The following is a 15346-nucleotide window of genomic DNA, read 5'->3' as shown; positions in this document are numbered from 1 at the left end:
AATGAGCAGGATTAAAATAACAGTAAGTTGAAGCATGGTCGCAGTTGGTTATTAATGTTTATGCTAGTGTAAATGATAATTAAACTCAATTGCAACGGTGTTGTGGTTGTGTTACTTTTTTCGCCCCAGCAATATCAACTATTTATAAAAGGAAATAACCGTGGTTGCTTCATTTAAACGCAATAAACTGTCTTTATTTATTGCGAGTTCTTTATTATTTACTCAAAGCCAAGCGTTTGCCGATGACCAAACAAGTCGCGAGTCAATGGATACTATTGTGGTCACAGGTGAAAAAATTGAAAAATCACTCAAAGATACAATTACATCGGTAGCGGTAGTAGATAAATCGTTATTAGAAAATGGGCAACTATCTTCTGTTTCTGACGCTTTAGCCGAAATGGCCAATGTGGTTGTACTAACGGGTGCCGTGCCTGATATGCGTGGGGTGTCGGGTAATGGCGGCGCCACCGGTTTTAATTCGTTTAGTGGTGGGTCAAAGGCCCGTGTTTCTACATTGGTTGATGGTGTAAGCCAGCCGTTTGTCGCTGATTTAACCGGCGACACAGGCTTATGGGATATAGATCAAATTGCGGTATACCGCGGGCCACAATCTACTAGTAATGGTCGTAATAGTATTGGTGGTGCTGTTTATATGACAACCAAAGCACCCACACAAGATTTTGAAGGTGCCGTGCGTGTAGGGTACAAAAACCAAGACAACTACTTCGATACTGCGGCAGTTGTTTCAGGTGGATTAATTGATGACGTACTGGCATTTCGCTTATCCACTCAATATGTTAACGGCGAAACATTTAGTAACCCAACGCACTACGAAACTAACCCAACAGATAAAAACCTTAACGAGCTCAATACTAGTAGTACGCGCGCAAAGTTATTGTATACCCCAACTTCAGACTTATCGGTGCAGTTAACTTATTCAACGTACAGCGAAGAGGGTAATACCGGCCGTAAATATTTTGAAGGTGACGAACCAACGGATTATATTCCACTATTTCAGCGCGACATGGATACGCAGTCAGATACAACGCAGGTAGATATTAGCTACAAAATTAACGATAACTTCTCGTTCGATATTTTACTTGCCTATATGGATTACGAATGGGGCTACGAAGCATATGAAGCACTTGCTAGTGCTGAGTCTGATGTGTCGATGGATGAAAAAAATATCACCATTGATAGCAAGCTAAACTTTGGCTTGAACAGTGATTTTTACTCAGGCTTTGTGGGTATTGCATATTTTGACCGTGATCAAGATTTTAAAAGTGTAGGCGCGACAGAATATTTTGGTGACGACAGCAGTGACTCAAAAGCAATTTATTCAGAAACAAGCTTTAAGTTAAGCAAAGCATTTACGCTCACCGCAGGGCTTAGAATAGAGCGCGAAGAGCAGCTTCGTAATTTTGATATGGCTTTTGGGGGCAGCAGATTAGTTGAGCAATTAGATGACTCTAACACTATAAAATTACCTACATTAGCGATTCAATACAAAATTACAGATGAAACAACGTTATCGGCCAGTGCTCGTAGAGGCTATAACTCGGGTGGCGGCGCGTTAGATTTTACCGCACAAGAGTATTACTACTACGACCAAGAATCAGTAAACACCTACGAGCTAGGCTCGCGCAGTGTGCTTAATAATGGTGATATTAATATTAGCGCGAACATTTTTTATAATAACTTTGACGGGTATCAAGCGTTAAGTTCAGATAGAAAAATCACTAATATTGATGATGCACATAGCTATGGTTTAGAGCTTGAAGCCTACAGTATGTTAGGTGGGCAATGGCAACTACATGCAGGGCTTGGGTTACTTAAAACTAAAATAGATGAATCAGCCACGTACAGCGATGCCGTTGGCAACGAGCTTAACTCTGCACCAGAGCTTACAGCTAGCTTAGGGTTATCGCATTGGTTTACTGATAGCTTAAAGGTTAATGTAAGTGCTAATTATGTGGATGAGTATTATGGTGATTTAACTAATACACAAGAGCGTATTGCCGGTGGCTACACAATTACACGTGCCACAATTAGTTACGATAGTGAGCATTGGTTAATGAGTGCTTATATTAACAACGCGTTAGATGAAGAAGCCTATACATCGGTAGAACCTGCAAGCGGGCGTTACCCAACAGGCTATGTGGCTGTTGTTAACCCTCAAACGCTTGGTGCGTCTGTAACGTATCGCTTTTAATTTTAAAAAGGGGAGTGAGACAGTTATTGAATAAAACGCGTCTCACTTTTATATAAATCATTGTGATTATTGATGTGTTCTCTCCTCGCTTACTGAGTGTGAGTGGTAAATAACAACGTATTAATTTTGCTTATTTACCTGTGCGAGTAAGTCGAGCACTTTTTGTTGACCAAAGGTTTGTGCAAATTGCTCAGCGGTTTGGCCTGCTTTGTTTTCATGTGCGTTATCGCAATCAAGACTAACAAGTGTTTTAGCTATGCTAAATTCGCCTCTAAATATTGCGGCCATTAGCGCTGTATTACCACGGTTGTCTTCAAGGCAGGCATTAGCGCCTAATTGCAGTAAGGTATTTACCGTGCTTTTATTGCCATGGTAGGTGGCAATCATGAGGGCGGTGTAACCTTTATTGTTGTAACTATTAATAGGAATGCCAGCATCAACAAATTGCGTTATTACGGCGGTGTCGTCGGTGCGTGCGGCTGCAAAGTAATAAGCAAGTAAGCTGTCGTATTGCGACTGAGCGGTGCTTTGTTCATTTACAGGGCTTTGTGGCTCATTGGCAAAGCCTGAAAAGCTCATCACTAAAGTAAATATAATAAGTAATTTACGCATGCTGTTTACCTTTTTAAAAAAGAGGAAAGCTAGGCTTTCCTCAATAACTTACAGGTTGGGTAAAATATTAAAGCTTAGCGGCTAGTTGCTTAACTTGTTTCATATCGCCGTTTACAGCGTTAGTTAAGCGTGTACCGTATTCGCTATCTGCTTTGTAGAAGTGGCTAAGCATTTTGTGCATAACTTTGCTGTCTTTCACTCTGCCTAAATCGCCGGCTAAGTTGTTAACTAAGTTAGTGCGCTCTTGCTTGCTAAAGCTGCGGTAAAGTACACCCGCTTGAGCAAAGTTTTGCTGCTTTTTAATGGCTGCTTGTTGTACGTAGCCTTTTAGCTCTGTGTTACTTTTGCGTGCAATTGGGTTTTCTGCAACGTTTTCGTGACTTGGTTGGTAGTTCACGTTACTTGTTGTATTACCGTAGTTCATTGCGCCGTCTTGGTTGTAGTTAACCACTTCAACTTTTGCACGGTTAATTGGCAATTGTTGGTGGTTAGCACCTAAGCGGTACATTTGTGTATCAGCGTAAGAAAACATACGGCCTTGTAATAAACGGTCTTCAGAAGGCTCAATACCTGGAATAATGTTTGATGGCGCCATAGCTACTTGTTCCGTCGATTGGAAAAAGTTAGTTGGCATGCGGTTCAACGTAAGTGTTCCCGCTTTAACTTCTTTTACATCTAACCATGTTTTTGTTGCATCTAACGGATTGTAATCAAAGTCATCAAGCTGCGATGGGTCAAGCGTTTTAATGTACAGATCCCATTTTGGGAAGTTGCCTTTATTAACTTCGGTGTATAAATCTTGTGTTAAATGTTGAAAGTTTTGGCTTTGCACTTCAGCTACTTCTTTTGAGTTAAGGTTATCAATACCTTGCTGGCTTACCCAATGAAACTTAACGTACTTAACATCGCCAGCTTTATTAATCATTTTGTATGCATGTACGCCCCAACCATCCATTTTACGGTAGCTTGCCGGTGTACCGTGATCGCTGTATATCCATGTTAACATATTGGTAGAGCCTGGTTCGTACGAAAAAAAGTCAAAAAAGCGATTCGGATCCTGAAGGTTATCGGCAGGCGATGGTTTTAAAGAGTGAACCATATCTGGAAATTTAATCGCATCGCGTATAAAAAATACAGGTACGTGAAGACCGACTAAATCCCAGTTGCCTTGGTCAGTATAAAATTTAACAGCAAAGCCACGCGGATCACGCAGTGTTTCTGGACTACCTTTTGGGTGAACTACGGATGAAAAGCGAACAAATACGTCTGTTTCTTTACCCGCTTCTGCAAACGGTGCAGCAATTGTTAAGTCATCTAACTCTTTAGACGCTACAAACACACCGTGAGCACCTGTACCACGCGCATGCACTACACGCTCAGGAATACGCTCACGCGCAAAGCGTTGTAGCTTTTGAATTAGCTGTACGTCTTCTAGTAACACACTGCCGCGCTCACCAGCGGTAATAGAGTTTTGGTTGTCGCCAACAGCCGCGCCGTTGTCTTTAGTTAGGGTGGTAGCGGCACTTGCAGGTAATGCCATTGCTAGCGCTAATGCACTTAGCGTTAATGTAGATTTATTATTAATCGTGTTTTTTTGAGTATTCATTGTCGACCTCATCTGTACAAAAGTGCCGGCAGTCTTGCTGGCTGTTTAACTGTGGATGAGTGTATTAACAAAAGAGAGTTCGGTAAAATTGATTGTTTAGATTGGGGTAATCACAAATTTAGATTGTTATTTGCGAGCTGCCTTCTATTTTCTAAATAGCGTTTTTGTAATGTTCGACCTTAGTCGTAATTGCAATTTTGAAATCAATGAAAATACAGACAATTTCATATTTAATGAATAAATATTCACCATTGTGGTGCGTTTTTCACTAACAAGATGTTGACTTATTATAACAATAAAGAGAATATGCTCACTTGCTGGGCTTATGCTCAAGTTGAGGTTGCACCAAACTAGGTGCATAAAAAGGGGCAATATGAATACTAAAATAGAATTAGTTATTTTTGATTGTGATGGCGTTGTTATAGATAGCGAAATATTGAGCGCGCAAGTGTTAATAAACATGCTTGCAGAGATTGGCGTTAATATTGACCGAGCCTATGTACAACAATATTTTTTAGGCTGTAACTTTAAAACAGTTACCCAAAACTTATTCGATACCTTTAACGTGACCTTAGCTGAGAGCTTTGAAGCCGATTACCGAGAAGCATTATTAAACGAGTTCGAAACTGCATTAATGCCAACTAACGGTATTAAACACGTGCTAGAGCAATTATCTGTACCTTGTTGTATTGCAACAAGCAGTAGCTCTAAACGCACTGCTAAAGCGCTTAATGTGGTTAATTTATCGCAGTACTTTAATAAGGTATTTACCTCAAGTGAGGTAAAAAATGGTAAGCCCGCACCCGATTTATTTTTACATGCTGCAGAGCAAATGGGTGTTAACCCAAGCAAATGTTTAGTGATTGAAGATTCAAAAGCCGGTGTGAGCGCTGCACTTGCCGCCAATATGCAGGTTTTGCATTACAGCGGGGGGGGGCATATGCAAGATGCAGTGAACTTTGTTCACCAAGCTTACCCAGAGGTCGCACATTTAACGCATTGGGATGACTTTTATAAGCAGTACCCAGCATTACAAACACAGTAATAGAATATTAACGTTGAGCTTTATGACACTGACAAAGCTTAACGTAAAATGCATTAATTATTAGATAGTTATAGTAGTAGCATTATAAAAAGGCACGGCGATTTACTCATTATTAATTTAAATAAAAAAACACTTATTTAAATTAATAATTAACCTGAACTTTGGTTAAGAGATTTACTAACATATTAAATCAAAAGTGATATCTATGTTTATTTTCTCTAGCCAGAGATTTACAGTGAAAACAAGGCGAAATTACGCGTCAATAGCTAGCCTATTGCAAGTAAATTCAACGTAGTTAGCGCTGGAAATAGCTGCTTGAGATAGATTTATTATCCAGAGTTCAGGTTAGTTAGGGCTGTGCTTAAAACAATAGGAAAATACCATGGCATCAAGTCCACACACACAAACATTTAACGATGTTAACGAAGAGCAATTGCCCGTTGCTAATCATAAGCTTCATGGTTGGAAGCACTTTGCCGGCTTATACGCTGGTGAGCACGTTGCAGCCACCGAATTTGTTATTGGTGCAACGTTTGTTGCATTAGGCGCATCGACCATCGACATTTTATTAGGTTTATTAATTGGTAACCTATTAGCAATGTGTTCGTGGTGGTTAATTACTTCTCCAATTGCGGTAGAAACACGTTTAAGTTTATACAACTACCTAAATAAAATTGCGGGTAACTCAATGACCAAGCTCTATAACTGGGCAAACGTGGTCATATTTAGTGTGATATCCGCCGCGATGATCACGGTATCGGCAACCGCCGTTCGGTTTTTGTTTGATATACCCGCACAGCTTGATTGGTACCCTAACAGCTTAGCATTTGTGGCCATTGTATTATCGGTTGGCTCTATTGTTGTATTTGTGGCTATGTATGGTTTTTCAACTGTTGCTGATTTTTCTAAAATTTGCGCGCCGTGGTTGTTTGTTATTTTTATAGCGGGCTCGTTTGCATTGTTTCCAGAGCTTTCTAATCATGTATTAGGGGTAACCACGCTAACAGGTTTTGACGACTTTATGGCAATAGGGGATTCATCAATCTGGACTGGTACCACCGCTGATGGCGAAAAAGGTATTGGCTTATTAGAGGTTATAGGTTTTGCATGGGCTGCAAACTCTATTACCCACTTTGGCTTAATTGATATGGCTATTTTTAGATTTGCCAAACGTAAAAGCTACGGTTTGTTTTCTGGCGTAGGTATGTTTTTTGGCCATTACTTAGCGTGGATCTCGGCCGGTATTATGGGCGCAGGTGTTGCGGTATTACTTAAAACCACTATTTCATCGCTTGACCCAGGTGACGTTGCTTACCACGCATTAGGCTGGACGGGCTTTGTTATTGTAATTATTGCAGGCTGGACAACAGCTAACGCTAACCTATACCGCGCAGGCCTTGCAGCACAGTCTATTTTTGTTGACCAATCACGTGAGCGTACAACCGCCATTGTGGGTGTTGTAACCGTTATTATTGCGTGTTTCCCGTTTGTATTTTCGCAAATGTTACCACTACTTACTTACGCAGGATTATTAGTAGTGCCTGTGGGCGGTATTGTATTTGCTGAGCATGTTTTATTTCCTAAAATTGGTTTAACCCGTTACTGGGCTAAATATAAAAACATTACCCGTAGCGTACCGGCTATTGCCTCTTGGGCGCTGGCACTTGTGTTTGGCTTTGGGTTAAATGCAATTGATGTAATGTCATTTTACTACCTATTTATTCCTACTTGGATATTCACCATTATGGTTTACACCCTACTGGCTAAAAAGTACGGCGCAGGTGAAGACTACAGCAAAGAAATTGCAGCAGAAGAGCAAGAGCAAAAAGACATAAAAGAGTACCAAGCAGGACTGGCTAAAGATGTTCAAGCGCCAGTGGTTGATAACTCATTGCTAACCAAAGTGTTAAATGGTGTGTCTACTGTTTCGTTACTTATTATTTTTGGCTTTGCCAGCCAAGTCATGTTTTTTAGTGACAGCATGAGCATTTACGCAGGAAATAAAACGCAGTTTGAAATTGCCTGTTTTATTTGCACCATTATTTATTTTGCAACCGCTTACTGGTCGCTATTGCGCCATAAAGCACTCAACACTGCATCTTAATTTAAATTTTTAATATTGTTTTAGTAAGGCCGCACCATGACGCAACACCAGCACACTGACGCTCTTGTTAAAGGGCTAAACCAACAAAGCTTGGCAGATATGCCAAGCCATGTAGATACACCAAACTACGACCGTAGTAAGCTAAAAGCGGGTATAGTTCATATTGGTGTGGGCGGCTTTCACCGTGCTCACCAAGCGGTGTACATTAACGAGCTATTAAAAACGCCAGGTGCTGAACAGTGGGGTATTTGTGGTGTTGGCTTATTAGAGGGTAACCGTGGTCTGCGCGATATTTTAAAGCAACAAGACTACCTTTACACGCTAACAGTAAGACATCCAAATGGGCAAATAGATAACAAAGTTATTGGCTCTATGATTGACTTTTTGTTTGCTCCAGAGGACAAACAAGCGGTTATTAATAAGCTTGCGCACAGCGATACGCATATTGTGTCGTTAACCATTACCGAAGGCGGCTATAACTTTAACCCAGTAACGGGTGAGTTTGATTACTCAAACCCAGACATTATTAACGACATTAATAACCCGAACGACCCAATTACGGCGTTTGGTTACATTACTGCTGCGTTAAAGCTACGTAAAGAACAAGGCCTTGATGCGTTTACTGTACAGTCGTGCGATAACATTCAGCACAACGGTAATGTAACGCGCAAAATGCTACTTGCCTTTGCAGCTGAGCAAGATAAAGAACTAAGCGAGTGGATTGCTACTAACGTAACTTTCCCAAATGCAATGGTTGACCGTATTACACCGGTGTCTAAAAAGAGCGATATTGACTACGTTGTTGATGCGTACGGTGTTAGCGATGAATGGCCAATTACGTGTGAGTCGTTTACTCAATGGGTGATTGAAGACTCATTTTGCTGCGGACGCCCAGATTGGGATAGCGTAGGCGCACAATTTGTAAGTGATGTAACGCCTTATGAAACCATGAAAATACGCTTATTAAATGCAGGCCATTCGGTACTGGGTTTATTAGGCTCTGTACATGGCTATAGTACAATTGACGAAACAGTATCAGATCCTTTATTTGCGAAGTACCTACGTGCGTTTATGGATAAAGAAGTAACGCCTAACCTAGCGCAACTAGAAGGCATTGATCTTGAAATCTACAAAGACACGCTAATCGAGCGTTTTGCTAATCCAAACATTAAAGACAGCTTATCGCGCATTTGTTCAGAGAGCGCAGCAAAGCTACCTAAGTTTTTAATTGCCACAATTAACGAAAACCTAGCGCAAGGCCGTGATGTATCACTTGCGACTCTTGTTATTGCTGCATGGTGTTTTTACAGCGATAAAGGGGTCGATGAGCAAGGCAATACACTTGAAATAATCGATGCAATGCAAAGCGAATTGCATGAAGCCGCGGCTAAAACAGCCAGCGATGACCTTGCATTTTTGTCGCTAACAAGTTTATTTGGTGATTTAAACACGCAAAGTGCTTTTACGTCTCACTACAAAAACAACATAGAAGCGTTATACGCACCGGCAAGTAAAATTAAAGCAATTATGAATAACGTGCTTGAGCCTAAAGGTAACTAATAATGAGCATTTTAATTGATTCTAAACAAGGTAAAGACGTAAGCGTAAGTTGCTTTGGTGAAGTACTATGGGATTGTTTTGAAAACGATAAACGCTTAGGCGGCGCGCCGCTTAACATGTGTGTGCGTATTAACTCACTGGGCATCAAAGCCGACATGATAAGCGCGGTAGGTAACGATGAACTTGGTACTGAGCTATTAGGCGAAATTAAAAGCAAAGGCGTTAGCTGCGAATATATTGGTGTTAATAACGACAAAAAAACCAGCACCGTGCAAGTTACCCTAGATAAAAGCGGCTCAGCCAGCTACGAAATAGTTGCCGATACAGCATGGGATAACATTGAGCTTACAGACTCACTTATTGAAAAAGTAAAAGCCAGTGATGTATTTGTATTTGGTAGCCTAATTGGCCGAAGCGAAGCCTCACTTGCTACCTTAAACCAGTTAGTTGATGTAGCTAACTTTAAAGTGTTTGACGTAAATTTACGTGCGCCACACTACACGTTAGATACATTAGTAGATTTAATGAATAAAGCCGACTTCATCAAATTAAACGATGAAGAGCTTTACGAAATTGCCAAAGCAATGGGCTGTAAGTTCCATTCACTTGAGCAAAATTTAGCGTTTATTGCACAGCATACAAACACCGAATACTTATGTGTAACTAAGGGCAGCCACGGTGCACTACTAACCATTAAAGGCGAAAATTACTATAACTCAGGTTATTTAATTAGCGTTGTGGATACAGTAGGCGCGGGGGATTCGTTTTTAGGGTCGTTAATTTATCAGCTTTGTAGTAGTGATTGTGCACAACATGCTGTTGATTTTGCGTGTGCAGTAGGTGCTATGGTGGCAGAAAGTGCTGGTGCTACACCTATACTTACTCATGAACAAATTAACGAGTTTATGAGCCCAGCGTAACGTAAATTACACAGCTATACCCAATCATTGTGTGTGTAAGCGGTTTTACTTTTTATAGTAAAGCCGCTTTTTTTTGCTTTTATTTTTATTAATGAAGCCGTTTAGATTAAGTGTTGAGCAAGGTGCACAAAAAGTGGCTGGTGTATTAGCTAATCGTCTTATAGCGGTGGCATTAATACTTTGTTAATGTTCGTCGATTATTCACGGATTGAAAAGGCGGAGCGGAAATTACACGCTCTATACTCCAAATACAAAAAGAGAAACGTGCTTTATGATCATCTTTTTTATCTGCATAACAATCTTAATACTGGGATATAAGTTTTATAGCCCATTTGTTGAAAAACAAGCAGGTATGGATACAACGGTTGATACACCACAAAAACGCTTTAGCGAAGGTGTTGACTATGTAGCCATTCACCCTGTACGTGCATTTTTAATTCAGTTTTTAAATATTGCGGGCGTAGGCCCTATATTTGGCCCAATTTTAGGTGCGCTTTACGGACCGGTAGCACTTGTGTGGATTGTGCTTGGTAACGTATTAGGCGGTGCAGTACACGACTTCTTCTCAGGTGTGATGAGCATTAAAGAAGATGGCAAAAGCTTACCAGAAATAGCAGGGCACTATTACAATGTTGTGTTTAAAGGCTTTATGCTGATATTTACAGCCATGCTACTGTTTTTTGTGGGCGTTGTATTTATTATGAGCCCAGCAGGCTTATTAAGTAACTTAGATGTATTTGAAGGCACTTTTTTTGCTAATAATACTTTTTGGGTTTTGGCTATTTTAGCGTACTACTTTTTAGCAACGCTGCTCCCTATTGATAAAATTATTACTAAGTTTTACCCGCTATTTGGCTTATTAATGATTGTAATGACCACATTAATAGCCGGTGCATTATTACTAGATGCGCCACACTTACCAGTTGCAGGCGACTTTTTAGCCTACTTTGAAGCCGACCACGCGCATGACTTTTTAGAGCCAAACCCTGATGGCCTTCCAACCTGGCCGTTATTGTTTATTACCATTACCTGTGGTGCTATTAGTGGCTTTCACTCTACCCAAGCGCCTATTATTGCCCGCTGTTTAACAAACGAAAAATACGTACGCCCAGTATATTACGGCGCAATGATGTGTGAAGGCATTGTAGGTTGTGTATGGGCACTTGCGGGTATTGCTGCATTCCCAGAAGGCTACGCTGGCTTAAAAGCATTGCTTGATCAAGGTGGCCCAGGTTTAGTGGTTAACCATGTAGCAAATAGTTACTTAGGCGTAATGGGCGGTATTATGGCCATTATTGCTGTTGCGGTGTTCCCTATTACCTCTGGCGATACGGCGTTCCGTTCACTACGTTTAACCGTGGTTGATGCATTTAATATTCCGCAAAGCTTACGTAATCGCTTGTTACTGGCCGTGCCTATTTTAACGATTGCCTTTTTTATGACTAAATTAGATTTCTCAGTTATTTGGCGCTACTTTGCATTTTCAAACATGCTGCTTTCAACCAGTGTGCTATGGCTTGCCACTAAGTACTTGTTTGATAGACGTGCATTCCACTGGATCACCAGCATACCTGCTGTAATTGCAACGGGCGTAACTCTTTCGTACATTATGACAGCTGCAATTGGCTTTAATTTATCGGCCGACCTAGGCAAACCAATTGGCGCAGCAGTCGTTATTATTGGTTTAATTGCTTTAGTTTTTGTTCACTCTAAGCATAAAGCAAATGCCGCAGCGTAAGCGCAGCATTTTATAAATCACAAAAAAACGAGCTATTTAATAGCTCGTTTTTTATGCGTAAAATAATTGATCAGTACGTTAATTAAGAGTGTAGCTACTTAATAAGCAGCCTAGTTACTAAGCTGGCTGTGTGGCAAGTTCAAAGTAGCTATTATCATCAAGTGTTTTGCTAATCATCATCGCGCCTTCAAGCAGACTTACGGTTTGAATTGCAGCGTGTTTAGGTTGCTGCTCACCATTGGCTAGGTGCGCCTCAGTAAGCCATTCTAAATTTTGGTTAAAAAAACGTTTAACTTCAAAGCGCACCTTTTCTGGCAAGCTGTCACTTTCAGCGCCAAGTAAGCCGCATAGGCACATTTTTTTATCAAAAAGTAAGGCGCTCCTAAACAGTTGCGTATAAACCTCAATAGGGTTTTTACCGTTAGCTTTGTGTTCACTTGGCGAGCCTAATGCATTTAAAAACGCATTAGTGTATTGATGAGCAAGCTCAGCGCCTAAATCAGCTTTAGTAGGAAAATGGTAATGAACACTGGCACTTTTAATACCTATTTCGCTTGCCAGTTCCCTAAAGCTAAAATTACTGTAGCCACCAAGGCGTACTTTGTTTTCTGCTGCTTTAAGTAACGCTTCTTTTTTACTCATTTTAATTATACCTTGCTTCTAATGCAGAAATTATCGACCAGTAGGTAGTCGTTTTCAAGTCATTTATTGTTAAATAAATGGCATCTAATCAGCTGCTCATCAATAAACATTCGAATAAATAGTAAGTTTAAAATTTGACATAAAATTACTTTAATTATATAAATTGCCTATCGATAGGTAGGTTGTTGTGCTTTCGATATCCAACTAATTTAATAACAGGTGATTTATGAAAATTTACGACGTAGAAAACTTCCCAAATCCATTACGTGTTCGTATAGCATTAGCTGAAAAAAATGCGACGGAGTATGTTGAGTTTGTTCCAGTAGATTTACTTAATGGTGAGCATAGAACAGACGCTTTTTTAGCAAAAAATCCTTTGGCAGGAGTACCTGTGCTTGAGCTTGATGATGGTACATTTATATCTGAAAGCACAGCTATTACAGAATACATTGATACTGCTTTTGAGGGGCCATCATTAATGGGTGAAACTGCAAAAGAGCGTGCAGTGATTAATATGATGCAAAAGCGAGCTGAGTCAATGGTGCTTGACGCTGTGGCTACTTACTTTCATCATGCGACAGATGGTTTGGGTCCCGAACTTGAAAGGTACCAAAATGCAGACTGGGGTAAAAAGCAGGGTGAAAAGGCGCAACAAGGTTTAAGCTATTTTAATGATGTACTAGCACAATCAGCATTTGTTGGCGGTGAGCAGTTTAGTATTGCAGATATTACTTTATACGCAGGCCTTGTATTTGCTGGGTTTGCACAAATCGCTATTCCTAGTGAGCTTACACATTTAATAGCATGGCAAGAAAAAGTGGCACAACGAGAAAGTGTTGCTGTTTAAAACACACTTTAATAGGAGCTTTAAATGAAAATACTAGCCGATTTTAGTCAGCGTGTTGTGGTGCATAGCCAAACATTAGACTGGGTTGCTTCACCTATGCCTGGTGTAGATAGGCGAGCACTTGATAGAGTAGGCGAAGAAGTTGCGCGTGCAACTAGTATTGTACGTTATGCCCCAGGCAGCGAGTTTTCTCCTCATGTACATACCGGAGGTGAAGAGTTTGTGGTGCTTGAAGGGGTATTTCAAGACGAGCATGGCGATTTTCCACAAGGCTCCTATATTCGTAATCCGCCACAATCAAAGCATAAACCAGGCTCACAAAATGGCTGCATAATATTTGTGAAACTTTGGCAATTTCAGCCACAAGATAGAACCCACGTACGCCTACAAACGCAATACATGGGCAGTGTGCAACACGCCACATTTAAAGGCCTTGCCATAACCCCACTTTATAAAGATGACCTTGAAGAGGTGAGCCTATTGCATTTTGAGGCAGACGCTAACATGCAAATTAGTGCAAGCGGTGGGGCTGAGCTACTGGTGCTTGAAGGTGATATAAGTGAGCAATCAGACGTACTAGTAAAACACAGCTGGTTAAGGCTACCCATTAATACTGATCTTAATATAACCGCTGGTAAGCATGGTGCAAAAGTGTGGCTTAAGTTAGGCCATTTAACAGATGTAGATAAGCAAATTGAGCGTGTGCAAAACGCTTAGTAAATACCCTTATTTAGCAGTAATGTTTGATTTAGTTCAGTACTAATTAACTTAATAGGGTGTACTTTTATAGCTTAACTCAGCAATGTTTGGCATTTGAATGTAGTTACTACTAACTTAAGTAGAACAACTAAAGTCTTAGATTTTAATTAATTCAAACAACAGGCTGTAAATAAAATAAGCGCACCCGATTAAGGAGAGCTGCATGGTACACACAACACATGGTTTATCTATTGGTATTGAACGCGCTGGCAGAGAATTTTTTTTAAAACTAAAAGCTGTGGGAACGCTAACCCATGAAGACTATAAAGTAATTACCCCCATGATCGATTCTGCCCTTGGCGAGGTTAAACACCCTATTGCCAACGTGCTTATTGATGCTAGCGAGTTAGAAGGCTGGGAACTTCGCGCCGCGTGGGATGATTTAAAGCTTGGCGTAAGGCATTCAAAAGAATTTAATAAAATTGCTATTTATGGCAATCAGGAATGGCAAGCCCGCATGGCCAAAATAGGCAACTGGTTTATTTCAGGTGAGGTGCAATACTACGAAAACGCCACCGCCGCTATTGATTGGCTAGATGAATAGCTTGATTGAAAAGTTTAAGTTAAAGCACTCTTACAGAGTGCTTTTTTATATAAAGGGGTGTTATTAAGTAGTTGAATTTGCTTTATTTGAGTAGTTAATACTGCTATACACTAATTATTATTCAAACTACACATTATAAAAATAATGAAACACATACTTGCCCTTATTGTATTAGTCATATTTTCTACATCAACTCAGGCAAAAGATAACACGATATTTTCGCCCGTGAGCGATTTGTTTTTAGCTGTATCTAACTTTGATCATGAAAAAATGCGCGCGGCTGTTGATGATTCATTCCTGCTTTTAGAGCACGGTGAAGTATGGACCATTGATGACTTTGTAAATGTTGTTAAACCCGCTGATTACCTACGAACAAATTATTTTAGTGTTATAAATTCGCGTGTAGAGGGCGACGTGGCGTTTATTAATTACTGGAATAAAGCCAATTTCAAAAACACCGAAAAGAGTGCAGATATTTATTGGTTAGAAAGCGTAGTTGTATCAAAAGTAGGCGACAAGTGGCTGTTATCGCAAATGCATTCAACCCGTTTACCACAAGGTGGAAGCCCAAAGGGCGTTACTTTTATTAAGCAATAATTATTAATTAGTTTAAAGCTCCAGTATATGGGGCTTTAAGCGTTTAAATTACATCAGCGAGCACTGTATTTATTAAAGCTTATTAGCGGTGTAAATTAAATACCTTCAATCACTACCTGATGGCATATTACTGCTTAATCGGTTTCTTATTTGTTTATTT

The 15346-nt window shown here is 40.2% G+C and carries 13 protein-coding genes; 10 read left to right on the top strand and 3 right to left on the bottom strand.

Features of this window, described 5'->3' with window-relative positions; translation table 11 throughout:
- Positions 1–160 precede the first annotated feature (160 nt).
- Positions 161–2212, top strand: coding sequence for a TonB-dependent receptor (locus CWC16_RS02320; protein WP_138540346.1), 2052 nt, complete (start codon positions 161–163; stop codon positions 2210–2212).
- A 120-nt stretch (positions 2213–2332) separates the two neighbouring features.
- Here CWC16_RS02320 and CWC16_RS02315 read toward each other — a convergent pair whose 3' ends face one another.
- Positions 2333–2791, bottom strand: coding sequence for an ankyrin repeat domain-containing protein (locus CWC16_RS02315; protein WP_502705067.1), 459 nt, complete (start codon positions 2789–2791; stop codon positions 2333–2335).
- A gap of 100 nt (positions 2792–2891) precedes the next feature.
- Complete coding sequence (locus CWC16_RS02310; protein WP_138540344.1) at positions 2892–4430, bottom strand: catalase; 1539 nt, start codon at positions 4428–4430, stop codon at positions 2892–2894.
- A gap of 373 nt (positions 4431–4803) precedes the next feature.
- On the opposite strand from CWC16_RS02310, the gene CWC16_RS02305 reads away from it, so the two are divergent.
- The 5 genes from CWC16_RS02305 to CWC16_RS02285 all read left to right on the top strand — a co-directional run bounded on the left by CWC16_RS02305 (position 4804) and on the right by CWC16_RS02285 (position 11797).
- Positions 4804–5475 (top strand): HAD family hydrolase, encoded by a 672-nt coding sequence (locus tag CWC16_RS02305; protein WP_138540343.1) that lies wholly within the window; start codon positions 4804–4806, stop codon positions 5473–5475.
- Positions 5476–5857: 382 nt separating this feature from the next.
- Positions 5858–7579 carry a purine-cytosine permease family protein gene (locus tag CWC16_RS02300; RefSeq protein ID WP_138540342.1) on the top strand — a complete coding sequence of 574 codons (1722 nt, stop codon included), beginning with the start codon at positions 5858–5860 and terminating at the stop codon, positions 7577–7579.
- Between the two features lie 36 nt (positions 7580–7615).
- The gene (locus tag CWC16_RS02295; protein WP_138540341.1) at positions 7616–9139 is read left to right on the top strand and encodes a mannitol dehydrogenase family protein; all 1524 of its coding nucleotides are present in this window, start codon (positions 7616–7618) and stop codon (positions 9137–9139) included.
- Positions 9140–9141: 2 nt separating this feature from the next.
- Positions 9142–10059 (top strand): carbohydrate kinase family protein, encoded by a 918-nt coding sequence (locus tag CWC16_RS02290; RefSeq protein WP_138540340.1) that lies wholly within the window; start codon positions 9142–9144, stop codon positions 10057–10059.
- A 271-nt stretch (positions 10060–10330) separates the two neighbouring features.
- Complete coding sequence (locus CWC16_RS02285; protein WP_138540339.1) at positions 10331–11797, top strand: carbon starvation CstA family protein; 1467 nt, start codon at positions 10331–10333, stop codon at positions 11795–11797.
- Between the two features lie 117 nt (positions 11798–11914).
- On the opposite strand, the gene CWC16_RS02280 is transcribed toward CWC16_RS02285, so the two are convergent.
- Complete coding sequence (locus CWC16_RS02280; protein ID WP_138540338.1) at positions 11915–12439, bottom strand: TetR/AcrR family transcriptional regulator; 525 nt, start codon at positions 12437–12439, stop codon at positions 11915–11917.
- A gap of 226 nt (positions 12440–12665) precedes the next feature.
- Between CWC16_RS02280 and CWC16_RS02275 the strand changes: the two genes are divergently transcribed.
- From CWC16_RS02275 to CWC16_RS02260, 4 genes are all read left to right on the top strand, one after another.
- On the top strand, positions 12666–13286 hold the full coding sequence (locus tag CWC16_RS02275; RefSeq protein WP_138540337.1) for a glutathione S-transferase family protein: 621 nt from the start codon (positions 12666–12668) through the stop codon (positions 13284–13286).
- Between the two features lie 24 nt (positions 13287–13310).
- A complete protein-coding gene (locus tag CWC16_RS02270; protein WP_138540336.1) occupies positions 13311–14003 on the top strand; it encodes a cupin domain-containing protein in 693 nt (230 codons plus the stop codon).
- A gap of 205 nt (positions 14004–14208) precedes the next feature.
- Complete coding sequence (locus tag CWC16_RS02265) at positions 14209–14589, top strand: SpoIIAA family protein (protein WP_024032784.1); 381 nt, start codon at positions 14209–14211, stop codon at positions 14587–14589.
- A 144-nt stretch (positions 14590–14733) separates the two neighbouring features.
- Complete coding sequence (locus CWC16_RS02260) at positions 14734–15186, top strand: nuclear transport factor 2 family protein (protein WP_138540335.1); 453 nt, start codon at positions 14734–14736, stop codon at positions 15184–15186.
- Positions 15187–15346: the final 160 nt, after the last annotated feature.

Origin of the sequence: Pseudoalteromonas sp. S3776, from assembly GCF_005886915.1 — a bacterium.
Classification (GTDB): domain Bacteria; phylum Pseudomonadota; class Gammaproteobacteria; order Enterobacterales; family Alteromonadaceae; genus Pseudoalteromonas.
The sequence above is the reverse complement of the archived record's forward strand: the minus strand, read 5'-3'. Positions and strand labels throughout refer to the sequence as shown.